The 23,593-nt window shown below is 64.8% G+C and carries 19 protein-coding genes; 13 read left to right on the top strand and 6 right to left on the bottom strand.

Going from position 1 to position 23,593, the window contains the following annotated elements:
• Positions 1–13: 13 nt before the first annotated feature.
• Positions 14–964, bottom strand: coding sequence for a LysR substrate-binding domain-containing protein (locus P0D87_RS02695; protein ID WP_053857865.1), 951 nt, complete (start codon positions 962–964; stop codon positions 14–16).
• A 116-nt stretch (positions 965–1,080) separates the two neighbouring features.
• Between P0D87_RS02695 and P0D87_RS02690 the strand changes: the two genes are divergently transcribed.
• Positions 1,081–2,253: a M20 aminoacylase family protein gene (locus tag P0D87_RS02690; protein ID WP_053857866.1), complete on the top strand. Its 1,173-nt coding sequence runs from the start codon at positions 1,081–1,083 to the stop codon at positions 2,251–2,253.
• Positions 2,254–2,316: 63 nt separating this feature from the next.
• Entirely contained in the window at positions 2,317–3,675 is a 1,359-nt protein-coding gene (locus tag P0D87_RS02685) for an MFS transporter (RefSeq protein ID WP_408636718.1), read from the top strand.
• 90 nt (positions 3,676–3,765) lie between these two features.
• Here P0D87_RS02685 and P0D87_RS02680 read toward each other — a convergent pair whose 3' ends face one another.
• A complete protein-coding gene (locus tag P0D87_RS02680; RefSeq protein ID WP_029969112.1) occupies positions 3,766–5,022 on the bottom strand; it encodes an MFS transporter in 1,257 nt (418 codons plus the stop codon).
• Positions 5,019–6,035, bottom strand: a complete 1,017-nt coding sequence (locus P0D87_RS02675; protein ID WP_053857868.1) for a PRC-barrel domain-containing protein — start codon at positions 6,033–6,035, stop codon at positions 5,019–5,021. Before P0D87_RS02675 ends, P0D87_RS02680 begins: the two co-directional genes overlap by 4 nt.
• Positions 6,036–6,598: 563 nt before the next feature.
• Here P0D87_RS02675 and P0D87_RS02670 point away from each other — a divergent pair.
• Positions 6,599–7,981: an NCS2 family permease gene (locus P0D87_RS02670; protein WP_006051136.1), complete on the top strand. Its 1,383-nt coding sequence runs from the start codon at positions 6,599–6,601 to the stop codon at positions 7,979–7,981.
• 60 nt (positions 7,982–8,041) lie between these two features.
• Here the strand turns inward: P0D87_RS02670 and P0D87_RS02665 are convergent, their stop codons facing one another.
• Positions 8,042–8,224 carry a hypothetical protein gene (locus P0D87_RS02665; RefSeq protein ID WP_053857869.1) on the bottom strand — a complete coding sequence of 61 codons (183 nt, stop codon included), beginning with the start codon at positions 8,222–8,224 and terminating at the stop codon, positions 8,042–8,044.
• Positions 8,225–8,390: 166 nt separating this feature from the next.
• Positions 8,391–9,302 carry an NAD-dependent epimerase/dehydratase family protein gene (locus P0D87_RS02660; RefSeq protein ID WP_006051134.1) on the bottom strand — a complete coding sequence of 304 codons (912 nt, stop codon included), beginning with the start codon at positions 9,300–9,302 and terminating at the stop codon, positions 8,391–8,393.
• A 113-nt stretch (positions 9,303–9,415) separates the two neighbouring features.
• On the opposite strand from P0D87_RS02660, the gene P0D87_RS02655 reads away from it, so the two are divergent.
• The 10 genes from P0D87_RS02655 (at position 9,416) to P0D87_RS02610 (ending at position 22,198) form a co-directional block, all read left to right on the top strand.
• Positions 9,416–10,360: a LysR family transcriptional regulator gene (locus P0D87_RS02655; protein WP_053857870.1), complete on the top strand. Its 945-nt coding sequence runs from the start codon at positions 9,416–9,418 to the stop codon at positions 10,358–10,360.
• 300 nt (positions 10,361–10,660) lie between these two features.
• The gene (hutH, locus tag P0D87_RS02650) at positions 10,661–12,184 is read left to right on the top strand and encodes a histidine ammonia-lyase (protein WP_006051132.1); all 1,524 of its coding nucleotides are present in this window, start codon (positions 10,661–10,663) and stop codon (positions 12,182–12,184) included.
• A 21-nt stretch (positions 12,185–12,205) separates the two neighbouring features.
• The gene (gene hutC, locus P0D87_RS02645; RefSeq protein WP_006051131.1) at positions 12,206–12,901 is read left to right on the top strand and encodes a histidine utilization transcriptional repressor HutC; all 696 of its coding nucleotides are present in this window, start codon (positions 12,206–12,208) and stop codon (positions 12,899–12,901) included.
• Positions 12,902–12,966: 65 nt separating this feature from the next.
• A complete protein-coding gene (gene hutU / locus P0D87_RS02640; protein ID WP_053857871.1) occupies positions 12,967–14,655 on the top strand; it encodes a urocanate hydratase in 1,689 nt (562 codons plus the stop codon).
• 2 nt (positions 14,656–14,657) lie between these two features.
• Positions 14,658–15,344: a HutD/Ves family protein gene (locus tag P0D87_RS02635; protein WP_053857872.1), complete on the top strand. Its 687-nt coding sequence runs from the start codon at positions 14,658–14,660 to the stop codon at positions 15,342–15,344.
• The gene (hutI, locus tag P0D87_RS02630; protein ID WP_053857873.1) at positions 15,341–16,600 is read left to right on the top strand and encodes an imidazolonepropionase; all 1,260 of its coding nucleotides are present in this window, start codon (positions 15,341–15,343) and stop codon (positions 16,598–16,600) included. The genes P0D87_RS02635 and hutI overlap by 4 nt, the downstream gene beginning before the upstream one ends.
• Before the next feature lie 15 nt (positions 16,601–16,615).
• Entirely contained in the window at positions 16,616–18,013 is a 1,398-nt protein-coding gene (locus P0D87_RS02625; RefSeq protein WP_053857874.1) for a formimidoylglutamate deiminase, read from the top strand.
• A 74-nt stretch (positions 18,014–18,087) separates the two neighbouring features.
• A complete protein-coding gene (gene hutG / locus P0D87_RS02620) occupies positions 18,088–18,900 on the top strand; it encodes an N-formylglutamate deformylase (protein WP_029969131.1) in 813 nt (270 codons plus the stop codon).
• Positions 18,901–19,539: 639 nt separating this feature from the next.
• The gene (locus P0D87_RS02615; protein WP_053857875.1) at positions 19,540–20,208 is read left to right on the top strand and encodes a hypothetical protein; all 669 of its coding nucleotides are present in this window, start codon (positions 19,540–19,542) and stop codon (positions 20,206–20,208) included.
• 82 nt (positions 20,209–20,290) lie between these two features.
• A complete protein-coding gene (locus P0D87_RS02610; RefSeq protein WP_408636717.1) occupies positions 20,291–22,198 on the top strand; it encodes a DUF3857 domain-containing transglutaminase family protein in 1,908 nt (635 codons plus the stop codon).
• Positions 22,199–22,214: 16 nt separating this feature from the next.
• Here the strand turns inward: P0D87_RS02610 and P0D87_RS02605 are convergent, their stop codons facing one another.
• Positions 22,215–23,366, bottom strand: coding sequence for a branched-chain amino acid ABC transporter substrate-binding protein (locus P0D87_RS02605; RefSeq protein WP_053857877.1), 1,152 nt, complete (start codon positions 23,364–23,366; stop codon positions 22,215–22,217).
• Positions 23,367–23,593: the final 227 nt, after the last annotated feature.

Raw genomic sequence — 23,593 nt, 5'->3', positions numbered from 1 at the left:
TGCGCAGGCCGCGTTACAGCAGCAACTCGATCGAGTGAAAAAGCCGGCGCTGCTCGGGATCTTGCGAGCGCGCGCCCTCGTCGATGACTTCACGCAGGCAGCCCAGGAAACAGGTGGCCGCCGGACTTTCCGGCGCACCGCGGCGCGCGGTGATGCTGACCATCGTTTCATCGACCGTTTCGCGCAGCGGCAGCGCCCACAGATTCTCTTTCGCGAGCGTCACTTCGACGAGCGGCCACGGAAAGATGCTCAGCATGTCGGTATGCGCGAGCAGCCCCAGCACGACCGCGAGCGAATGCGCGAGATGGATCGTGTGCGGCACGCGCATGCCGCGCTTGCGGAACAGATTATCGGAGATCGACTCGCGGCTCGCCGGGTCCCAGTTCAGCACCCATTCGGCGTCCTCGAGTTCGAGCAGGCTGCGGCAACCGGCTTTCGGATGATCGCGCCGCGCGACCACCGCCGAATGCGTCGAGAACAGCGGCGTGTTATGAAATTCCGATACCGGCGACGCGGGCGGCGGACGGCCGATCGAGAAATCGAGGCTGCCGTCGCGCAGCCGTGGTTGCACGACCGCGAGCAAGCCTTCGAAGAACTCGAGTTGCACTTCAGGCATGCGTTGGCGGAAGCGCTGCACGGCGGGCGGCAGGAACGTCAACGCGACCCACGGCGTCACGCCGATCGACAGCTTGCCGGCCGCCGCGCCGCGCATCGCTTCGATTTCCGCCTGCGCCCGCTGCAATTGCCCGAGCACGACGCGCGCGTGTACGACGAGCGCGCGGCCGAACTCGGTGAAGGCGACGCCGCTCGCGCTGCGCACGACGAGCGGCGCGTGCAGATCCGCTTCCAGTTCGCGCATCGCCTTGGTCACCGCGGCCGGCGACAGTCCGAGTGAACGCGCGGCGGCCCGGATACTTCCGGTATCCGCGATTGCCGCCAAGGTGCTGAGCTGATGGAGTTTCATCTAAGAGAAGTCGAGTGAGGCAGCAACCGGAAGTTGCCGCCGCAACGATTCTACGCCTGCCTGTCAAAAAAGCGCGTCGCTATGCTGGGTTCACGCATTGATAAAGGAGACGCACCGTGAACACCATGGCCATTCCAGCGGGCATTGCCGAACTCGAAGACGAGATGATCGCGCTGCGGCATCGCATCCACGCGCAGCCGGAGCTTGCGTACGAGGAATTCGCGACCGGCGATCTCGTCGCCGAACGCTTGCAGGAGTGGGGCTACACCGTGCATCGCGGACTGGGACAGACCGGCGTTGTCGGCCAGTTGAAAGTCGGCAACGGGACGCGCCGGCTCGGTCTGCGCGCCGACATGGACGCGCTGCCTATCCACGAAACGACGGGTCTGCCGTACGCGAGCAAGGTGCCGGGCAAGATGCACGCATGCGGTCACGACGGCCACACGGCCATGCTGCTCGCCGCCGCGAAGCATCTGGCGCGCGAGAAGTGCTTCGACGGCACGTTGAATCTGATTTTTCAGCCGGCCGAAGAGGGCCTCGCCGGCGCACGCAAAATGCTCGAAGACGGTCTCTTTGAGAAATTCCCCTGCGACGGCGTCTTCGCGATGCACAACATGCCGGGTTTTCCGACCGGAAAGTTCGGATTCCTGCCGGGGTCGTTCATGGCTTCATCGGATACGGTGATCATTACCGTGACCGGGCGCGGCGGGCACGGCGCGATGCCGCACAAGGCGGTCGATCCGGTCGTCGTCTGCGCGCAGATCGTGCTGGCGTTGCAGTCCATCGTGTCGCGCAACATCGCGCCGCTCGATATGGCGATCATCACCGTCGGCGCGATTCACGCCGGCGACGCGCCGAACGTGATCCCCGAAACCGCTGAGATGCGCCTGTCGGTGCGTGCGCTCAGGCCCGAGGTCCGCGACCATCTGCAGGAGCGGATCACGGCGGTGGCCTGCGGACAGGCGGCCGTCTACGGCGCGCGGGCGCGGGTCGACTATCAGCGCCGCTATCCGGTGCTCGTCAACGATACGGAAATGACGCATCTGGCGCGTCAGGTCGCGCTCGACTGGCTGGGCGACGAAGGGTTGATCGACGGGATGCAGCCGCTCACCGGCAGCGAGGACTTTGCGTTTCTGCTGGAGCGCTGTCCGGGCAGCTATCTGATCATCGGCAATGGCGACGGCGAGGGCGGTTGCATGGTCCATAACCCGGGCTACGACTTCAACGACGCGTGCCTTGCGACGGGCGCGGCTTATTGGGTTCGGCTCGCGCAGACGTTCCTCGCCTGACGCGCTGAGGCGCTGAGGCGCTGACGCGAGCTTGCCGCGCATCGGCATCGACGTAAAGAAATCATGGAGACACGGATGGACTATTCAGCCGCACAGCACCCCGCCGCGCACGACGCGTCCAGCGACGAACCCGCCCACGGCGCGCAGCGCGCGAGCCGCGCGAAGGCAATCGCCGCGATCACGCTCGGCAACGGGCTCGAGTTTTTCGACTTCACGATTTACAGCTTCTTCGCGACGATCATCGGCAAGCTGTATTTTCCGGTCGAAGGACAGCTCGCGCAGTTGATGCTCGCGGTGGGCACGTTCGGCGTGGGCTTCATCATGCGTCCGGTGGGCGGCGTCGTGCTGGGCGCTTACGCGGACCGCGCCGGCCGCAAGGCGGCGATGAGCCTCACGCTGTGGCTGATGACGCTCGGCTCGGCGATCATCGCGTTTGCGCCGACCTATGCGGCGATCGGCGTGGCCGCGCCCGTGCTGGTGATCGTCGCGCGTCTGGTTCAGGGCTTTGCGTTGGGCGGTGAGGTCGGCGCCTCGACGTCGCTGCTGATGGAGTACGGCAGCGATAAAACGCGCGGCTTCTATGGAAGCTGGCAGTTCGTGAGCCAGGGCATGAACACGGTCTGCGGTTCGCTGCTGGGCGTTGCGCTCGCCGCCGCGCTGTCGACCGCGGCGCTCGAAAGCTGGGGCTGGCGCGTGCCGTTCGTGATCGGCATGGCGATGGGACCGATCGGCATCTATATCCGGCGTCATCTGAACGAAACGCTGCCCGGCGTCGAAGACGGCAACGCGCCCGTGAACGCTGACGCGGCCACGCAGCCGGTGCGCAAGCTGTTTCGCGACCATTCGCGCGCGATCGCCGCAGGCGTCGTCACGACGATCGGCGGGACCGCGGCGAATTACATCGTGCTCTTCTATCTGTCCACCTACGCGATCCGCATTCTGCATTTGCCGATGTCGTCGGCGCTGTGGGCCGCATGGACCGCCGCGGCGGTGACGGTGGTGTGCTCGCCGTTCGCGGGCGCGTTGTCGGACCGCGTCGGACGCAAACCCGTTCTGTTGGTCTCGCGCGTGTTGCTGATTGCAGCCGTCTATCCGGCGTTCATCGCGATCAACGCGTCGCCGACGGTGCCGGTGCTGCTCGCCGTGGTCGCCGCGTTGGCCGTGCTGGTCGCGTTCACGGCGGTGCCGAATATCGTGATGCTGCCGGAGCTCTTTCCACGCGAAATCCGCGCGACGGGGATGTCGATTGTCTATTGTCTCGGCGTGTCGATTTTCGGCGGATTCGCGCAGTTTTTCGCGACGTGGCTGATTCAGCTTTCCGGCAGCAACCTTGCGCCCGCGTGGTATCTGATCGGCTGCGGACTGGTGTCGTTGGTGCCGCTGCCGTTCATGCGGGAAACGGCGGGGCGGGCGATAGATTGATGTACAGCGTGATGTCTGCGGCGCATCGCGCGCCGCAGACCGGGTGGTTTTCTTCAGCCGCGTTCAGCCGCGTTCGTCCGCGGCTTCGCTTTATCTGACCGCCGAGCCGCCGCCGCCCGCTACCGCTTCGCCATCTTCCTCCGCAGCGGCATCGCGCGTCTCGGGCATCGCCGCCCACACCAGCAGCACGGCCAGCGCGCCTGCGGCCGCGAGTCCGAAGAACGCGACCGCATTGCCGAAATGATCGGCGATGAAACCGGCCGCCGTCGTGCTCAACGTCGCGCCGATGCCCGCCGCCAGCCCGAAGAGGCCAATGCACAGGTTGTAGCGCCCCTTGCCGCCCGCGACGTCGGCGGCAATCAGAGGCAGCATCACGCCGAACACGGCAGCGCTGAGACCGTCGAGCAGTTGCACCGGTACGAGCAGATACGGGCTGCTGATTCCTGCGAACAGCAGCGCGCGGATCGGCAGCGCGGAAAAGCCCAGCAGCAGGATTGGCCGGCGTCCCCAACGTTCCGCCGAACGGCCGACCCACGGCGACATCATCGCGACGATCGCTTGCGGCACGATGATGCACGCCGCGATCACGAGCTGCACGTTGTCGCCCATGCCCGCGGTGACTTCGCCGGCGGCGAGATTGAGCATCGCCGCGTTGGACAAGTGAAACAGCACGATGCAGGCCGCGAACAGCAGCATGCGCCTGTCGCGCAGCAACTCGCGCAGGCTTTCGCGCCGCTCGATCTGCTCCGGCGTCGGCGCGGCTTTCGGCAACTGGATGGTGTCGGTGCGCTGGATCATCGAAAGCGCGACCAGCGCGGGCACGGCGAGCCCCGCAGTCAGCCAGAACACCGCGCGCGGCGAATAGTATTCGCCGAACACGCCCATCAGGCCGGCCGCGACCGCGCTGCCGATCGACGCCCAGCGCGCGTTGCGCCCGAGCCGGTCGCCGAGATTCGCGCGCCCGACGAGCGCGAACGAAATCGCGGCGAGTGCCGGCGTCAGCATGCAGCTCGCGAATCCGTGGAAGACTTCGGCGGCGATCACCGGCAGCACCGTCGGACTCGTGGCGAGCAGCACCGCGCTCACGATGATCGCGAAGATCGCCCACGCGGCCGCGCCTTTCTTGTTGCGCAACGCGTCGACGGCGGCGCCGCCCGGCACCTGGCTCACCATCGCGCTGATGGTGCCCACCGAGAGCGCCATGCCGATCTCGCCCTGGGTCCACTTATGCGACGCGAGATACGACGCGATGAACGGACCGAAGCCCGTCTGCACGTTTGCAACGAAGAAGTTCAGCCAGTCGAGTGCGCGCAGACTTCGCGCGGTAACCATAGTGCGGCCTGTCATCGGACCGCCCGTGCGTTTGAACCGGCCGCGGAGGTTGCCGCGGAAGCAGGAGCCGAAGTGGGCGTCGCCGCCGCTGCAGCCGCAGGCGCGGTCGCTGTGGATGCAGGCGCAGCAGCAGCGGCGGGCGGCGCGGGCGACACCGCGCGGATCGGCTTATCGCTCGCGTAGGGCGGCGCCGCGTTGATCTGCGCATCGCTCAAATCGATTAGCGGATGCAGCTCCTTGTCTTTCGTGACGAAGCGCAGCGCCGACCAGTTCGCGGCAATCGTGCGCCGCTCGGTGCTGACCATGCCGTTGACGTCGAGCACGACCGCCTGCGGCTGCGCGCTGGCGTCGATCAGCACGTCGATCACGCGGCCCACCTTCGCGCCGTTCGAACGCTCGACGGTCGCGTCGATCAGCGGCAATTGCATCGCCGCATTCGACTTCGCGGGATTCACCGGCACCGCCGACGGATTCAGCGTGATCGGCGCGGTTTTCGCGGCCGGCGTGAAGCGGAACGCGTTCCACGCAAAATTGACCTTGCGGTCGCCGACACCCAAAAAGCCTTGCAGATTGACGACGACTTCACGCGGCTTGCCGCTCGCGTCCGCGATCATGTCGACCGCCCGTCCGACGACCTTGCCGTCCGGCTTCTGCACCTGGCTGTCGAGCAGCGTGTGCGCGTCGTTGTGCTCGATCGTGCGCACGAGGATCAGCGGCGGAGGAGGCGGCGGCGGGGGAGGCGGCGCAACGACGGGCGGCGGCGGCTCGACCTTGTGCGGCTTGACGACCGGCTTCTTCGGCTTCTTCGGCTGCTCGGGCTCGGCGGCTTCGGTTTCGACGGGCTCCGGCGCCGATGCGGCCACCGGCGCGCTCGCGGCTTCGACCGGCATCACCGTGGCTTCGACGATCGGCGCCTGCTGCGTGCCCCACAGCAGGCTGCTGCAACCGGACAGCGCGAGCAGCGCCAGCAGCGCGAACGCGGCGAGAAGGGTTTGACGCCATGCGGGAAGCGAAAAGCCGCCACTCATCGGGGAAAACTCCATGGACCGGTGCGGCTTTCGAGGGGCCGCGGTTGGACAGTACGGCCAAGAGTTTAACCCGCGACGTCGGCAGGGCCCGTTTTCGGGGCGTGGGGCGCGCGCCGCGGCAAGCACGCTTCGTGCCGCGGCGCGGTTGCGGTTACGCGGCTGAGTACGCGGCTGAATGTTCGTCCGTGCGTTCCTGCTTTGCGGACGTTGCCAAGTGCAAAGCTCTCAGAAGGCTTTCATCTGTCCTATCTCAGCCGCGAAGACAGACAGCCAGGCGGTAGGTGTAAACACGCGGATCGACGACGACCTTCGCCGTCGCTTAAACGATATAAGCATCGCGACATGCCGGGCATGCCATCCATGCGATGGGAGATATATCTGCATTGGCCTACATTTCGAGACACAAAACGAGACACAAAAAAACACAAAGCGGGCCGACGCAGACAAACGCGGACAACGCGCTTCATCGCACGCACACATCAATTAAACCAACGCAACGAGACGAACCTGATGACGGCCACTTCGACGGCCGTTTCAGCATGCTGATAAAGGAGGCACTCATCATGATGGAACCCCACGCCCAGCCGCTTTCCGAAGCCGGCGCCGAGTCATTCGACACCAAGGGCTTTCTCGACCGCTACTTCCAGATTTCCGCGCGCGGCAGTTCGCAGCGCCAGGAAATCGTCGCGGGCATTACGACCTTTCTCGCGATGGTCTATTCCGTGTTCGTGGTGCCGGGCATGTTCGGCAAGGCGGGCTTCGACACGAGCGCGGTGTTCGTCGCCGTGTGCCTCACGACCGCGTTCGGCTCGCTGCTGATGGGCGTGTGGGCGCGTCTGCCGATCGCGATCGGCTGCGCCATTTCGCTGACCGCGTTCACGGCGTTCGGCCTCGTGCTCGGCAAAGGCTTGCATCCGACGGTCGCGCTCGGCGCGGTGTTTCTGATGGGCGTCGTGTTCACGGGCATCTCCGTAACCGGCGTGCGTTCGTGGATTCTTCGCAATCTGCCGACGGGCATCGCGCACGGCACGGGCATCGGCATCGGTCTCTTCCTGTTGCTGATCGCCGCCAACGAAGTCGGTCTCGTCGTCAAGAATCCGGGCGCCGGTTTGCCGGTCGCGCTCGGCAATATCACCGCGTTGCCGGCGCTGATGTCGGTCGCGGGACTCGCGGCGATTTTCGGGCTGGTGCGCCGTCGCGTGCCGGGCTCGATCCTGATCGTCATCGTCGCCATTTCGGCGATCGCGCTGCTCGTCGATCCGGCCGTGTCGTTTCATGGCGTGTTCGCGGTGCCGTCGCTGAGCGCGCCGGGACACGAGTCGCTGATCGGCGCAATGGACATCAAGGGCGCGCTCTCGATGGCGGTGCTGCCGAGTGTCCTCGCGCTCGTGATGACCGCGGTGTTCGACGCGACCGGCACGATTCGCGCGGTCGCCGGACAAGCGGGTCAACTCGATGAAAACGGCCGCATCATCAACGGCGGCCGCGCGCTGACGGCGGATTCGGTCAGCTCGATTTTCTCGGGCCTGCTCGGCGGCGCGCCGGCTGCGGCCTACATCGAATCGACGGTCGGCGTGGCGGCCGGCGCGAAGACCGGCATGGCGGCGGCGGTGGTCGGCCTGCTGTTTCTCGGCGTGATGTTCTTCTCGCCGCTCGCGGGCCTCGTGCCTTCGTACGCGACGGCGCCCGCGCTCATGTATGTCGGACTCCTGATGCTCTCGAACGTGAGCAAGCTGCATATGGACGATATGGTCGACGCGATGTCGGGTCTCATGTGCGCGGTCTTTATCGTGCTCACGGCGAACATCGTGACCGGCATCATGCTCGGCTTCGCGACGCTCGTGATCGGTCGCGTGGTGAGCGGCGAATATCGCAAGCTGAACGTGGGAACAGTGGCGATTGCGCTCGTGCTGGTGGGGTTTTATCTGGGCGGCTGGGCGATCTGATCTAGTTGTTCAGGCAGCGCGCGCGTGCGGCTGGTTGCTAACGAGTGCCGCGCGCCGCGCTCACAACGCCATGTCGAATGCAGGCTTGAGAAACAGTTCGATCGCCATCACGGCGAGACTCATCACGGCCGCCGACAAGGTCAACGTGCCGTACTCGTCGTAGCGTGCATCGTAAAGGCACGCGACGACGAACAGAATCGCCAGCAGATTCGTCAGCCAGTCGAAATTCAGCGCCAAAGTCATCGATCCAATCCGGGCTCATGGGCGGCTCGAATGTCGAACCGCGGGGCTCAGCTTCACGCGCAAAACTGCGTGGTTTAGCTGAGCGCGATTCTATCGAGTTGAGCTTACGGATTAGCAACGCCGGCGCTTACACAACTTACACCGCTTAATACACCGCTTAAGCCGCTTAAGCCGCGAGCCCGGCCATCATGTCGCGCTCGATCCACTCGATCACCGACGTGCGCTTCGGCTGCCAGCCCAGCAGTTTGCGCGCACGCTCGCCGCGCACGCGGCTGTTTGAACCGAGCCCGTACGACGCCATTTCGTAACCCCATTCTTTTTGCGCTTCGTCGAGCGGCCAGTCTTGCGGCTCGCCGAGCTTCATCGCGCGAGCAATCGCGGCGCTCATCTCGCGGAACGACGCTTCACCGCTTTCGACGAAATAGAACATGCCGGCAGGGCTTTTCTCCAACGCGAGCCGATAGAGTTCCGCGACGTCGTCGATATGCACGTTCGACCACGTGTTGCCGCCGCTGCCGACATGGCGCACCACGCCGCTCTTTTGCGCCTGCCGCACGAGGCGCGGCAACTGCACGCTCGCGCTGCCCGCCACCGCGCCGTGTCCGTAGATCAGCGTATTGCAAAGCACCGCCGAGCGGATATTGCGCTGTGCCGCTTCGAGCACCTGACGGTCGATCGCGACGCGCGCCGCTTTGTCCGCGGTCGGCTCGGGCAGCGCGTCTTCGTGATAGATGCGCGCCTGCGCCGCTTCGCCGCCGGATGCATCGCCGACGATGCTCGAGCCGCTCGTATGCAGAAACGGTTTGCCGGAGCCGGCGAGTCCTTCGATCAGCGCGCTCACCGCGCCTTCGTGATCGCTGCTTGCCGCGTTGATGACGGCGTCGGCGGCTTGCGCTTCGGCGATCAGCAACGCGCGGTCGTCGAGCGTGCCGATAACCGGTTCGATGCCGAGCCGCTTCAACTCGTCGCGATGTTCGGGCTTGCGGATCAGACCGCGCACCTGATGACCGGCGCGCACCAGATGCGCCGCAATCGAACCGCCGATAAAACCGCTTGCGCCTGTAATGAAAATCTTCAAGACGTTCTCCTGAGTGCCTGAGTGGAAACACGATGACAGGCATGCAGTATCCGCCGTCTTGATTCTCGCAAAAAGCGTGTTAGTCTCAAATCAACCTTGACTTGAGATCAATAATGAAAACTTCCACGGACGAGTTGCTGGTGTTCGTCAGCGTGATCGACAGCGGCTCGATCACGGCGGCCGCCGAGAAACTCGGGCAGACGGTTTCCGGCGTGAGCCGCGCGCTCACGCGCCTCGAAAAGAAGCTCGACACCGCGCTCGTGCGGCGCACCACGCGCCGTCTGCAATTGACGGAGGAGGGCGAAGGCTTCCTGCAGCGCGCCCGCGCGATTCTCGACGCGATGGAAGAAGCGGAGGAATCGGTTGCGCGCAAGCGTCGGCGGCCGTCGGGGCGCCTGCGTGTCGATGCGGCGTCGCCCTTCATGCTCCACTGCATCGCGCCGCATATGACGGCGTTTTCCGCGCTGTATCCGGAGATCCGGCTGGAGTTGACCAGCAGCGAGCGCATTGTCGATTTGCTCGAGCAGAAAGTGGACATCGCGATCCGCATCGGCGCGTTGCAGGATTCCACGCTGCATGCGCGCGCGCTCGGCAGCAGCAAGCTGCGCGTGGTCGCGAGTCCCGCGTATCTCGCCGAGCATGGCGAGCCGAAATCGGTCGACGCGTTGCGCGAACATCGGCTGATCGGCTTTACCGCGCCCGAGCATCTGAACCGCTGGCCGTTGCGCGAGCGCGGCAAGCGGGCGGGCAAAGGCACGAGTGCTAGCGGCCGTACCGGTCGTGTCAGCGGCAAGCCCGAGCCGCTGAAAATCCAGCCGTCGATCACTGCGTCGAGCGGCGAGACGCTGCGCCAACTCGCGCTCTCCGGCTGGGGCATCGCCTGTCTCGCCGATTTCATGACCGCCGCCGACATCCGCGATGGACGGCTCGTGCCGATCCTCGGCCATGTGCTGCTCGATGAGCGTCAGCCGGTCAGCGCCGTCTATTACCAGAGCGCGTCGCTTGCCGGGCGCGTGCAGTGCTTCCTGGATTTCATCGCGGCGCGCGTGCGCCTGTAGCGGCGCGTCCGACGCCCCCGCCATAAACAAAGCCTGCGGCTCTGACGAGCGCGCGGGCTTTTTTACGTGGGTGTTTTGTCCATGTGGCGGCGTAAATTATGAAGGTGTATATACAAGCTATACGCGATTGAGCGCGCTGTGCTCTTAGTCGCTTCGCCCGTGGTACGGCGGGCCTGACGCCTACATCAACTACCAGCATTGCCTTAGTGGAAAGCCCTGGGCCTCGAATCTTAAAAACAAGTTGTATATACAAGCCGTGGCCGCTAGACTTTCTGAAATTGTATAGACAGGACAACAACCATGATGACTCTGAAGCCCGGCCACCTGACCCTCCCGCAACTGCGCCAGATCGCGCGTGCCCACGTGCCGCTGAAGCTCGATCCCGCCAGCCATGCCGCCATCGACGCCTGCGCGAAAGCCGTCGCGGACATCGCCGCGAAAGGCGAGCCGGCCTACGGCATCAACACGGGTTTCGGGCGTCTCGCCAGCACGCACATTCCGCATGATCAGCTCGAACTGCTGCAACGCAACCTCGTGTTGTCGCACGCGGTCGGCGTGGGTGAGCCGATGTCGCGTCCCGTCGTGCGTCTGTTGATTGCGTTGAAGCTGTCGAGCCTCGGCCGCGGTCATTCGGGCATTCGCCGCGAAGTCATGGAAGCGCTGATCACGCTGTACAACGCCGACGTGCTGCCGGTGATTCCGGTCAAGGGTTCGGTCGGCGCATCGGGCGACCTCGCGCCGCTCGCGCATATGTCGGCGGTGCTGCTCGGCGTCGGCGAAGTGTTCGCGAAGGGCGAGCGCCTGCCGGCCACCGAAGGCCTCGCGCTCGTCGGCCTCAAGCCGCTCACGTTGCAGGCGAAGGAAGGTCTCGCGCTGCTGAACGGCACGCAGGCATCCACGGCGCTCGCGCTCTACAACATGTTCGCGATCGAAGACCTGTACCGCACTGCACTCGTGGCAGGCGCGTTGTCGGTGGATGCAGCGGCTGGCTCCGTGAAGCCGTTCGACGCGCGCATTCACGACCTGCGCGGCCATCAAGGACAGATCGACGCCGCCGCGGCGTATCGCTCGCTGCTGCAAGGCTCGGGCATCAACGTATCGCACGCCGATTGCGACAAGGTGCAGGACCCGTACAGCCTGCGCTGCCAGCCGCAAGTGATGGGCGCCTGTCTCGATCAGATGCGTCATGCCGCCGACGTGCTGCTGCTCGAAGCGAACGCCGTCTCCGACAATCCGCTGATTTTCCCCGACACCGGCGAAGTGCTGTCGGGCGGCAACTTCCACGCGGAGCCGGTTGCTTTCGCCGCGGATAATCTCGCGCTCGCCGCCGCGGAAATCGGCGCGTTGGCCGAGCGCCGCATCGCGTTGCTGATTGACGCCACGCTGTCGGGCCTGCCGCCGTTCCTCGTGCGCGACGGCGGCGTGAACTCCGGCTTCATGATCGCTCACGTGACCGCTGCCGCGCTCGCGTCGGAAAACAAGACGCTCGCGCATCCGGCTTCCGTCGATTCGCTGCCCACGTCGGCCAACCAGGAAGATCACGTTTCGATGGCGACGTTTGCCGCGCGCAAGCTCGGCGACATCGCCGAAAACACGGCGAATATTCTCTCTATCGAATTGCTCGCCGCCGCTCAAGGTGTCGATCTGCGCGCGCCGCACAAGACCAGCCCGAGCCTGCAAAAGGTGATGGACGCGGTGCGCAACGACGTCGCGCATTACGAGCTCGATCATTACTTCGCGCCGGACATCGCGGCGGTGACGCGTCTCGTGCAGAACGGCACGATCGCGAAGCTGAGCCCGTTCTCCTTCGTCTCAGAGCAGTAAGCGGACAGCGAGCGGCAGCCAATGAACGCACCGGCCTACCAGGGCATCAAGGACTTCATCCTCGCGCGCATTCATGCGGGCGAATGGGGTGAAGGCGACCAGGTGCCGTCCGAAAACGAGCTCGCACGCGAATTCAACGTCGCGCGCATGACGGTCAACCGCGCGTTGCGCGAGTTGACCTCGGAGCAGGTTCTGACGCGTGTGCAGGGCTCCGGCACGTTCGTCGCGCGCCCCAAGTACGAGTCGACGCTGGTGGCGATCCGCAGTATTTCCGACGAAATCGTCGCGCGCGGGCATCGCTATCAGGCGAAGGTGCTGCACATCGGCGCGAGCATTGCGGACGCCGCGCTCGCCGAGGAAATGCAGGTTAGCGCGGGCAGTCCGGTGTTTTTCTCGCGCGTGCTGCATTTCGAAAACGACGAACCCGTGCAACTCGAAGAGCGCTGGGTCAATCCGGCCGTCGCGCCCGAGTATGCATTGCAGGACTTCACGAACACCACGCCGAATCAGTACCTCGTTCGCGTCGCGCCGCTGCAGCGCGTCGAATACCGGATCGAGGCATTGGCGGCGGACGGCGACACGCGCGAGCTTTTGACGATGGACGAACTCGAACCCTGTCTCGTGCTGCATCGGCGAACGTGGTCGCAAAGCCAGGTCGCGTCGATCGCGAATTTATGGCATCCAGGCAGCCGCTACCGTTTCACCGGACATTTTTGATCCGCTTTTTCCGAGCGATTTTCCCCGACACATTCTGATCATCTTTACGCATTCCGAGGGCCACCATGAACAACCCGAAACACATCGACCCGCGTCTCGATCCCACTCGCACGATCCGCGCGCCGCGCGGCGCCGAAAAGACCTGCAAGACCTGGATCGCGGAAGCCGCGTATCGGATGATCCAGAATAATCTGGACCCCGAAGTAGCCGAGCATCCGCATGCGCTCGTCGTGTATGGCGGCATCGGCCGCGCGGCGCGCAACTGGGATTGCTTCGATCAGATCCTGGCATCGCTGAAGGACCTGAACGAAGACGAGACGCTGCTGATTCAATCGGGCAAGCCGGTCGGCGTGTTCCGCACGCATGCCGACGCGCCGCGCGTGCTGCTCGCGAACTCGAACCTGGTGCCGCATTGGGCGACGTGGGAGCATTTCCACGAACTCGATCGCAAGGGCCTGATGATGTACGGGCAGATGACCGCGGGTAGCTGGATCTACATCGGCAGCCAGGGCATCGTGCAGGGCACGTACGAAACGTTCTTCTCGGTCGCGAACCAGCATTTCAACGGCGATCCGAAGGGCCGCTGGATTCTCACGGGCGGTCTCGGCGGCATGGGCGGCGCGCAGCCGCTCGCGGCCACGATGGCCGGCTTCTCGATGATCGCGGTGGAGTGCGACGAGACGCGCATCGACTTCCGTCTGAAGACCCGCTATGTCGACAAAAAAGCGAAGACGCTCGACGAAGCGCTCGCCATGCTCGACGAAGCGAAGCAGGCGGGCAAGCCGGTGTCGATCGGGCTGCTCGGCAATGCCGCCGACGTGTTCGCCGAGTGCGTGACGCGCGGCATCACGCCGGACTGCGTGACCGATCAGACGAGCGCGCACGATCCGATTCACGGCTACCTGCCGCAAGGCTGGAGCGTGGAAGACTGGCGCGAGCGCATGAAGACCGCGCCCGATTCGATCGTCGTGCCGGCGAAGCAGTCGATGGCGAAACAGGTGCAGGCGATGTTGACGTTGCAGCAGCGCGGCGCGGCCACGCTCGACTACGGCAACAACATTCGTCAGATGGCGCTCGAAATGGGCGTTGACAACGCGTTCGATTTTCCGGGCTTCGTGCCGGCGTATATCCGCCCGCTGTTCTGCGAAGGCAAGGGGCCGTTCCGCTGGGTCGCGCTGTCGGGCGATCCCGAGGACATCTACAAGACGGATGCAAAGGTCAAGGAACTGATTCCCGACGATCCGCATCTGCACAACTGGCTCGACATGGCGCGCGAACGCATCGCGTTCCAGGGCTTGCCGGCGCGTATCTGCTGGGTCGGCGTGAAGGATCGCTATCGTCTCGGCCAGGCGTTCAACGAGATGGTGAAGAACGGCGAGCTGAAGGCGCCGATCGTGATCGGCCGCGATCACCTCGATACCGGTTCCGTCGCGAGCCCGAATCGCGAAACCGAATCGATGAAAGACGGCTCGGACGCGGTCAGCGACTGGCCGCTGCTTAACGCTCTGCTGAATACGGCGGGTGGCGCGTCGTGGGTGTCGCTGCATCACGGCGGCGGCGTCGGCATGGGCTTCAGCCAGCATTCGGGCGTCGTGATCGTCGCGGACGGCACGGACGCCGCGAAGGAACGCCTCGGCCGCGTGCTGTTCAACGATCCGGCAACGGGCGTGATGCGTCACGCGGATGCGGGCTATGAACTCGCGCAGCAAACCGCGCGTGAGGCGGGTCTCAATCTGCCGATGCTGGGCCGTTGAGCATGACGTTCGCGGGCAGCATGGCGACGCTCACGTTGATCCGCGGCGCGCAACTCGTGGCGTCGCCGTGGAAGAACGGCGGCGGCGTGACACGCGAGGTCGCGGCGTTTCCCGCGGATACGGGGCTCGACACGTTCGTATGGCGCGTGAGCGTGGCGGACGTTGCGCAAGCGGGGCCGTTTTCGCGCTTTCCTGGAATCGATCGCACGCTGGTGCTGTTGTCCGGCGCGGGCATGCTGCTCGATGAAGCGCAAAGCGGCGAAGCTGTGGCCACGCATGCGTTGACGCAGGCGTTCGATACCGCGCGCTTTGCCGGCGAGGCGCACATCGACGCACGTCTCGTCGACGGTCCGACGCGCGACTTCAATCTGATGGTGCGCCGTGACCGCGCGCAAGGCGAGCTGGACGTGTGGCACACGACGCAGCAGCAGGCGCAAACCGAACACACGTTATCCGCGGATGTCGCGCTGCTGTACTGCGCGAGCGGCGCGATTGCAGTCGCATTGGGCGATGCAGAAGCAGATTCGCAAGCAGATTCACAAGCGCAACGGCTCGAACCAGGCGACACCTTGCGCATCGACGCCCCGAACAATCTCTCATGCAGGATAGAAGGCGAAGGCGCGTTGCTGGCAATCCGCATTCGCTACACGCAACCAGCCACGCAACCAGCAGCAGCGAGCATCCGATGAAGCAAACTGTCTGGCATCAACTGAAACTGTGCCCTCAGGGCGACCCCGACCATACGCTGCCCGACGCGGCGATCGCCGTAGAAAACGGCACGATCGCGTGGCTCGGCGCGTCCGCCGATCTGCCTGCGCAATACGCCGCGTGGCCGCGCGAAGAGTTGCACGGCGCGTGGGTGACGCCGGGTCTCGTCGATTGCCATACGCATCTGGTATACGGCGGGCAACGCGCCGATGAATTCGCGCAGCGCCTCGCGGGCGTCAGCTATGAAGAGATCGCGCGCCAGGGCGGCGGCATCGTGTCGACGGTGCGCGCCACGCGCGCTGCGACCGAACAGGCGCTGTTCGACCAGTCGGCCGCGCGGCTCGAGCCCTTGCTTGCCGAAGGCGTGACCGCAATCGAAATCAAATCCGGTTACGGGCTCGATCTCGACAGCGAGCGCAAGATGCTGCGCGTCGCGCGCCAGTTGGGCGAACGCTATCCGGTCACCGTCTACACAACGTTCCTCGGCGCGCACGCATTGCCGCCCGAATTCGCGGGCCGCGCCGATGCGTATATCGACGAAGTCTGCAACACGATGCTGCCCGCGCTCGCGGACGAAGGTCTCGTCGACGCCGTCGATGTGTTCTGCGAGCGCATCGGCTTTTCGCTCGAACAAAGCGAGCGCGTGTTCAACGCGGCGGCGCGCTACAAGCTGCCCGTGAAAATGCACGCTGAGCAGTTGTCGAATGGCGGCGGCACCGCGCTTGCCGCGCGCCATCGCGCGTTGTCCGCGGATCATCTCGAGTTTCTCGATGAAGCCGGCGTCGCCGCGATGAAAGAGGCCGGCACCGTCGCCGTGTTGCTGCCCGGCGCGTACTACTTCATTCGCGAGACGCAACTGCCGCCGCTCGATCTGCTGCGGCGTTATGAAGTGCCGATTGCAATTTCGACCGACAGCAATCCGGGCACGTCACCCGCCACGTCGTTGCTGCTGATGATGAACATGGCGACGACGCTATTCCGCATGACCGTGCCCGAAGTGCTGAAGGGCGTGACATCGAATGCGGCGCGCGCGCTCGGCAAGGCGGACCGTCATGGTTCGCTCGAAGCAGGGCGCGCTGCCGACTTCGCGGTCTGGTCGGTCGACTCGCTCGCGGAGCTTGCGTACTGGATCGGGCGTCCGCTGTGCTCGCGGGTCGTGCGTGCAGGCGAGACGGTTTATGCCGCGCCTTCGCGTGCTTCTCGTGCTTCGAGTTCTTCTACACGCGACGCGAACTGAGTCAGGACCTGAGAGATGACACCAGAAAAACAGTCGCTATTCGCCGAACACGCGTACCTGCCGGACGGCTGGCGCCGCAACGTGCTGCTCGAATGGGACGCGGACGGCACGTTGACGGCGGTCACGCCGGACACTGCGGAAATTCCCGCAGACGTGCAGAAAGCCGCGGGTCCGATATTACCTGGCATGCCGAACCTTCACTCGCATGCATTTCAGCGCGCGATGGCCGGCCTCACCGAATATCGCGCCGCTTCCGGCAACGGCGCCACCGACAACTTCTGGAGTTGGCGCGATCTGATGTATCGCTTTGCCGCGCGCATCACGCCCGAAGGATTGGCGAGCGTCGCGCAATGGCTCTACATCGAAATGCTGAAGGCGGGCTATACGTCGGTGTGCGAGTTTCATTACGTGCATCACACGCCGGAAGGCAAGCGCTACACGAACCAGGCGGAACTTGCACAACGTGTCGTGGATGCGGCGTCGGCGGCCGGCATCGGCATGACGATGCTGCCGGTGCTCTATCAGTACAGCGGTTTTGGCGCGCGCGCGCCGCGCGACGATCAGCGGCGCTTCATCAACACGCCGGAAAGCCTGCACGAACTGCTCGCCGCGTTGCGCGCCGCTCGCCCTGAAAACGCGGCATTGCGCTATGGCGTGGCGCCGCATTCGTTGCGCGCGGTGTCGGAGCAATCGCTGCGTGCCTTGCTCGACGGCCTGGACCGCAGCGCGCCGGTTCATATTCATATCGCCGAACAGACCGCCGAAGTCGACGCGTGCATCGAAACGGAAGGCGCGCGTCCGGTGCAGTGGCTGCTGGATCGCTTCGACGTCGACGGAAGATGGTGCCTCGTGCACGCCACGCATGTCGATGCAAACGAGACGCTCGCGCTCGCGAAGAGCGGTGCCGTTGCGGGCCTGTGTCTGACCACGGAAGCGAATCTCGGCGACGGTATTTTTCCGGCGCACGAGTATCTCGACGCGCAAGGGCGCATCGGCGTCGGCTCGGATAGCCACATCGGCGTCGACTGGCGCGCGGAATTGCGCCTGCTCGAATACGGGCAGCGTCTGACGCGCCGGCAACGCAACGTGCTGGCCTCGGCACAGACGCCTTATGTGGCCGATCGTCTTTTCGACGCGGCGCTCGAAGGCGGCGCGCGCGCCACGGGTCGCGCGACCGGTGCATTGCAAGCCGGCCATCGCGCGGATTGGCTCGTGCTGGACCCGGATCACGCGAGCATTGCCGGACACGCGCCGAATAACTGGCTCTCGGGCGTCGTTTTCTGCGAGCATGGCGAGACGCCGATCCGCGACGTGTACGCAGGCGGCGACAAGCTGGTCGAGAATCGCCGGCATCGCGACGAAGAGGGCGCTTACGCGCGCTATCGCATCGCGCTCGCGGAACTGCTCAAATGAGTTGACGCGATGCACGCACACCGCATGCGCGCCGTGCCCGCGTCACCGCAACGTTCTTCCGATTCAGGACTGACATGACTGCTTCGAACACTCCACCGGTTTTCACGCTGCATCGCGGCAACCTGCCGATGCTGATCTCCATCCCGCATCTGGGCACGCAGATCCCCGCGGACATCGCCGCGACGATGGCGCCCACGGCGCTTCGCACCGACGATTGCGACTGGCATCTCGACCGGCTCTACGCGTTTGCGAAGCGCATGGGCGCGTCGATCATCGCGCCGACTTACGCGCGCTACGTGATCGACCTGAACCGTCCGCCCGACGGCGCGAACCTGTATCCGGGGCAGGACACCACGGGGCTTCTGCCCGTCGATACGTTCGACAAGGAGCCGTTGTATCGCGAAGGTCATCTGCCGGACGATACTGAGGTGGCCCGCCGTCGCGACGTTTACTGGATGCCGTATCACAGCGCGCTCGCAGGCGAACTCGCCGCGCTCAAGGCGCAGCACGGCAAAGTGCTGCTATGGGAAGCGCATTCGATCCGCTCGCGCGTCCCGCGTTTCTTCGAAGGGCGCTTGCCGGACTTCAACTTCGGCACGTCGAACGGCGCGAGTGCGATGGCGGGTCTCGCCGAGGAATTGGCTGCGATCGTCGAACGGCATGGCGTTTATTCGGCTGTCGCGAATGGGCGCTTCAAGGGCGGCTACATCACGCGCGAGTATGGTCAGCCTTCGCAAGGCGTGCATGCGGTGCAACTCGAGCTGTCGCAAATCACGTATATGCAGGAACAGTTGCCGTACGCGTACGACGAAACGCTTGCAGCGAAGATCGAGCCTTTGCTCGAGCAACTCGTCGCGACCGCGGTGGGGCGCGTGAAGACGGCGTAATCGCGGGCGCGAACCTCTCGCGCGCGATAGGCAACCAAAAAGCAGGCAACCAAAAAACAGGCAACCAAAAAACAGGCAACCAAAAAACAGGCAACCAAAAAGAATGGCCTCGCAAAAAATGCGAGGCCATTTTCATTCGCGCGACGCTTGGCGTGAGCGTCCGCCGCCGTTACCCTCTATGCGAGGCAAGCTTAACGGCAGTGGCGTTCCCAGTGGTGATGCACGCGCACCTTCTTGCAAACTTCGTGATGGTGCCCAGCGGCCTGTGCGGGAGCGATTGCGCTGAAAGCAGCAGCGGCTGCGGCAAGAGCCAGGACGATCTTCTTCATTACAAAACCCTTAATCAGTGTTGTGGAGTTGGCGGTGCAGCAGGACGTATGCCGCACGGCACGCAAGCATGCCACATCGACGGCTGCTGCGGAGGAACGCCGCCGCTCCGTCAGTGTCAATCCTCACGGCGGATGGCGCAAAAGGCCGTCCGCGTTGACGTGGAGCAAGGCGAGCCGGTCTCCGCACAAAGTTCGCGTGATGTGCGGCGTGCCGCTTGCAAGCGAGGCCGGGCAACGGCTACCCTTTCAGAATGATGACGCTCGTCACGGCGTCGTCTTGACATCGGGCAAAAAGATGGAAGACCCCGCAATGGAAGATTCCGACGAATTGCTGCTTCCCGTCTGGCGCGCGAATCTCGTGCTGCTCACGCGCGAGGTCGGCGCGGCGAGTCGCCTCGCGCGCATGATGACGTTTTCCGCGAGCTATCTGAAGTTGATGTTGTCGGGCCAGCGCGAATTCAGCGAGGAGTTCGTGCGCGGCATCGAAGCGGTGACCGGCTTGCCGAATGGCTGGATGAACGCGCCGCATACCGAAGAGGAGATTCCGCCCAACGCGCGCGCCGCGATCGACAACGAAGAGCCGCAGGCGCGCTTTCGCGGCACGGCGCATCCCGCGAGAAAAAAGACGGTGCTGCGGCCACCCGAGCCGATTTTTGGCCAGAGCGCGCCTGCCAAACGTATCGAGGACGAAGCGCTGGACGCGGAAGCGCATCGGCGCCAGGCGTACTTTCGCAAGGTCCGCGAGCTTGCGCTTCAGGAGGTCCGGCGTTTCGAGCGGCATCTCGCGCATGCGCCTGTCGAACTGCCGTCGTTGCGCGCCAAGGTCGAAGAGGTGATTGCCGCCGCCGATCCCGACGGTCCGATTCAGGCCGATCTTGCCGGGCGGCTCGAACAGATCGAGAAGCATCGGCATTTGCTGTTGCGGCATGTGGAGAGCCTGCAGGCGTTGCTCGCGCAACTCGGCGAGGGCGACGGATGAGCGGCGCGGCCGGTGGCCTGCTCACGGGGGCATTACGCGGGAAAGAGCGGTCATGACGCGGTGCGTGAGCGTCCTGAGTTGCATGAAGCTGCTGCGGTGCCTGCGGATAGCCACCGCGCTCGCACTAGGCGCGGCAGCGTCTGCCGCTTTCGCCGGCGGCGCAACCCCCGATCCCTCCAGCGACGACCGCGCGCCCTACACAACCGAGCGCGACGTTCATCTCTTCGTGATCCAGAAAGACGGTTCCATCGAGGAACACGACGACAGCGTGTTGCGCGCGAACACGGCGAGCGGCGTCGACGACATCGCGCAACGCTACGTGTGGTTCAACAAGGACATCGAACAGGTGCAGTTGCTCGCCGCCGAGACGATCGATCCGGACGGCGCGACGCACACGGTCGGTCCCGAAGCGATCCGCGACATTCAGGAGCCGCGCTCGGCGGGCGCGCCGAGCTTCCAGGACGGTGTGTTGCGCACGGTGATTTTTCCGGGCGTCGAGCCCGGCTCGCGCGTCCATCTGGCGTTTCGCAAGACGCGCGCGAAGCCGTTGCAGGCGGGCACGTTCGCGTATCTCGTCGAGCCGACGCGCGAACCGGTCGAGGATCAACGCCTGATCTTCGATCTTCCCGCCGATGTGCCGCTGTATGCCGACGCGCGCGGCTACACGGCATTGCCGCCGGTCAGCGAGAATGGCCGCACGCGTTACGAATTCCGCTACCAGCATGGACCGTATGCGCGGCTCGAAGCGGGCGCGGTCGGCTATGCGAATTGGGGCGATCGTCTGATGGTGTCGACCGTGCCGGACTTCGCGAGCTTCGCCGCGCGTTATCGCGGTCCCGCAACCGACGCCACCTTCGACGATCCCGCCATCGTGCGGCTAGCGCAGTCGCTCACCGCGCGCGCCGCGGACCCGCGCGAGAAGGCGCGGATACTGTACGACTGGTTGCGCATGAATATCCGCTACGTCGCGCTTTTTCTCGGCGAGACAGCGGCGATTCCGCACAAGGCGGCCGACATCCTGCGCAATCGCTATGGCGACTGCAAGGACCACGTCGCGCTGTACAGCGCGCTGCTGGCCGCGGTCGGCATTCGCAGCGAGGCGGTGCTGCTCAATCTCGGGCCGTACTATAGTCTGCCGGACGTGCCCGGTTATGGCGCGAGCGCGATCAATCACGCGATTATCTGGATTCCTGAACTATCGCTGTACGCGGACACGACCGCGGGCGGCGTGGGCTTCGGTTATCTGCCCGCCGCCGTGATGGACCGGCCCGTGTTGCTGGTCGGCGAGGGCACGCTGTCGCGCACGCCCGCCACTCAAACGCGCGAGCGCACGGCGCGCGTGCAGATCGACGTCGATGAAAACGGCACCGCGAATTACGCCTATCGCGTGGAAGATGCGGGCTTCACGGCCGAGATCGAGCGCAATATCTTTCGACGTGCGTCGCGGCAGCGCACGCAGCAGATCGCCGGCAATCGTCTGTTGCAAACCGGCCTGCATGGCAGCGCGCAATTGCGCACGGGCGACGTGGCCGCGACCGACGGGCCGTTCGCGACGTCGATAGAGGGCAAGCTCGAGCACTTCATCTGGAGCGACGGCACGACCGCTGTGCCGTCGCTGACGAGCTTCTCCGGCGGCATGCGTTCGCAGGTGCAGGCATGGCTCGCGGAGCCGGCTCGCACGCAGCCGTGGACCTGCATCGGCGGCGCGTTCGACGAGACGCTCGAAATCACGCTGCCGCGCTTCGCGAAGATAACGGACATGCCCGTCGATACCGATGTCCACGACAAGTTCGTCGCGTTCTCGTCGCGCTATGTATTCGACCCGGCGGCGCGCGTGCTGCAGATCAGGCGGCAGCTTCGCGCCGCCTTCGGACACCAGATGTGTTCGGCAGAAGAGTTTGCCGCGATGAAGGACGACCTCGTGCGGATCGAGCGCGACCTCGACGCACAGATCGTCGTCAAGGCCGCGCGGCCTGCGTTGAACCGCTAAGGGAAACGAAAGACGCTCAGCTACCGCTCTTCGTCACGACCGGAACCCACGCGCCGTTCTTCACCTGATACAACGTCGACGCGCCGCTTTTCAGCGCGCCGGTGTTGTCGAACGAAATCTTGCCGGTCACGCCTTCGAAGTCGATCGTCTTGAGCATCGGACGGTAGTCGTTGGGCGACGTCGATTTGGCCTGCTGCATCGCCTTGATCGCGGCCCACGCGCCGTCGTAACCGAACGGCGCATACGACAGAATCTCGCCGCCGAAGCGCTTCTTGAACTTCGCGGAGAAGTCCTTGCCGCCGGGCAGTTGCGCGAGCGGGCGGCCGTATTCCCAGGCCATCACGCCTTCGGCCGCGTCGCCGGCGAGCTTGATGAACTCGGGGTCTTCCACGCCGCCGCCGCCCACCAGTTGCGCCGTCACGCCGAGCTGCTTCATGCGCCGCGCGAAACCGGCGGCCTGCGTATCGAGCCCGCCGAAGAAGACCAGGTCCGCGTTCGCCGCCTTGATCTTGGTGATCTGCGTGCTGAAGTCGACCGCGTGATTGTCGGTGTACTCGCGCGCGACGATCGTGCCGCCATGCGCCTTCACCGCCTTCTCGAACTCGTCGGCTTCGCCCTGACCGAAAGCCGTACGGTCGTCGATGATCGCGATGCGCTTCGCCTTGCTCACTTCGACCGCATAGACGCCTGCGTTGCCGGCGTTTTGCGCGTCTGTCGAAATCACCATGAACGTGTTCGCGAAGCCGCGTCCGGTGATGATCGGGTTGGTCGCCGCCGGATCGATCACGGGAATGCCGGCCTGCTCGTAGATCTGCGAGGCGGGAATCGTCGTGCCCGAATTGAAGTGGCCGACCACCACCGAGACGCCCGAGTCCACCAGTTTCTGCGCGACCTGCACGCCGATGCGCGGGTCCGCCTGGTCGTCCTGCGAGACGATCTGGAACTGCGCGACCTTGTCGCCGATCTTGATCTTCTGCGCGTTGGCTTCCTCGATGGCGAGCCGCACGCCGTTTTCGAGGTCCTTGCCGTAGCCTGCGTTGGCGCCCGTCATCGGCGCGGCGAAGCCGATTTTCACGGGCATGTCGTCGGCGAAACCGGCGAGCGGCGCGACCGCAAAGAGGGCGCCGACGAACAGGGCAAGCGGTTTGAGCGTGGTGTGGTGACTCATGGTCTCTCCTTACTTCGACAGTTCGAGTGATGAAAGCGGCAAAGCGATGACGCGGCTCGGCGCTGACAAAGCGAGCGGGTTCCCGCGGGCACGAAGGCTCGCGATGCACCGTGCGGAGTACGTGTGGTTGTATTCGCACGCCGGTCATGTGGCGCGAATATAGGAAGCCAATATGCGGCCGTCTTGGCAGTTCGCGGCGCTTTGAATGAGGATTTCGGCATAAGCTC

This window comes from Paraburkholderia sp. RL17-368-BIF-A (assembly GCF_046054045.1).
GTDB lineage: Bacteria > Pseudomonadota > Gammaproteobacteria > Burkholderiales > Burkholderiaceae > Paraburkholderia > Paraburkholderia graminis.
Note: the sequence above shows the minus strand (reverse complement) of the source record. Positions and strands in the feature narration are given on the sequence as shown.

Bases quoted from the DNA above. Each gene is read 5' to 3' on its own strand.
- P0D87_RS02695 (WP_053857865.1), bottom strand. From the start codon at position 964: ATGAAACTCCATCAGCTCAGCACCTTGGCGGCAATCGCGGATACCGGA.
- P0D87_RS02685 (WP_408636718.1), top strand. From the start codon at position 2,317: ATGGAGACACGGATGGACTATTCAGCCGCACAGCACCCCGCCGCGCAC.
- P0D87_RS02680 (WP_029969112.1), bottom strand. From the start codon at position 5,022: ATGACAGGCCGCACTATGGTTACCGCGCGAAGTCTGCGCGCACTCGAC.
- P0D87_RS02675 (WP_053857868.1), bottom strand. From the start codon at position 6,035: ATGAGTGGCGGCTTTTCGCTTCCCGCATGGCGTCAAACCCTTCTCGCC.
- P0D87_RS02670 (WP_006051136.1), top strand. From the start codon at position 6,599: ATGATGGAACCCCACGCCCAGCCGCTTTCCGAAGCCGGCGCCGAGTCA.
- P0D87_RS02665 (WP_053857869.1), bottom strand. From the start codon at position 8,224: ATGACTTTGGCGCTGAATTTCGACTGGCTGACGAATCTGCTGGCGATT.
- P0D87_RS02655 (WP_053857870.1), top strand. From the start codon at position 9,416: ATGAAAACTTCCACGGACGAGTTGCTGGTGTTCGTCAGCGTGATCGAC.
- hutH (WP_006051132.1), top strand. From the start codon at position 10,661: ATGATGACTCTGAAGCCCGGCCACCTGACCCTCCCGCAACTGCGCCAG.
- hutC (WP_006051131.1), top strand. From the start codon at position 12,206: ATGAACGCACCGGCCTACCAGGGCATCAAGGACTTCATCCTCGCGCGC.
- hutU (WP_053857871.1), top strand. From the start codon at position 12,967: ATGAACAACCCGAAACACATCGACCCGCGTCTCGATCCCACTCGCACG.
- P0D87_RS02635 (WP_053857872.1), top strand. From the start codon at position 14,658: ATGACGTTCGCGGGCAGCATGGCGACGCTCACGTTGATCCGCGGCGCG.
- hutI (WP_053857873.1), top strand. From the start codon at position 15,341: ATGAAGCAAACTGTCTGGCATCAACTGAAACTGTGCCCTCAGGGCGAC.
- P0D87_RS02625 (WP_053857874.1), top strand. From the start codon at position 16,616: ATGACACCAGAAAAACAGTCGCTATTCGCCGAACACGCGTACCTGCCG.
- hutG (WP_029969131.1), top strand. From the start codon at position 18,088: ATGACTGCTTCGAACACTCCACCGGTTTTCACGCTGCATCGCGGCAAC.
- P0D87_RS02615 (WP_053857875.1), top strand. From the start codon at position 19,540: ATGGAAGATTCCGACGAATTGCTGCTTCCCGTCTGGCGCGCGAATCTC.
- P0D87_RS02610 (WP_408636717.1), top strand. From the start codon at position 20,291: ATGAAGCTGCTGCGGTGCCTGCGGATAGCCACCGCGCTCGCACTAGGC.
- P0D87_RS02605 (WP_053857877.1), bottom strand. From the start codon at position 23,366: ATGAGTCACCACACCACGCTCAAACCGCTTGCCCTGTTCGTCGGCGCC.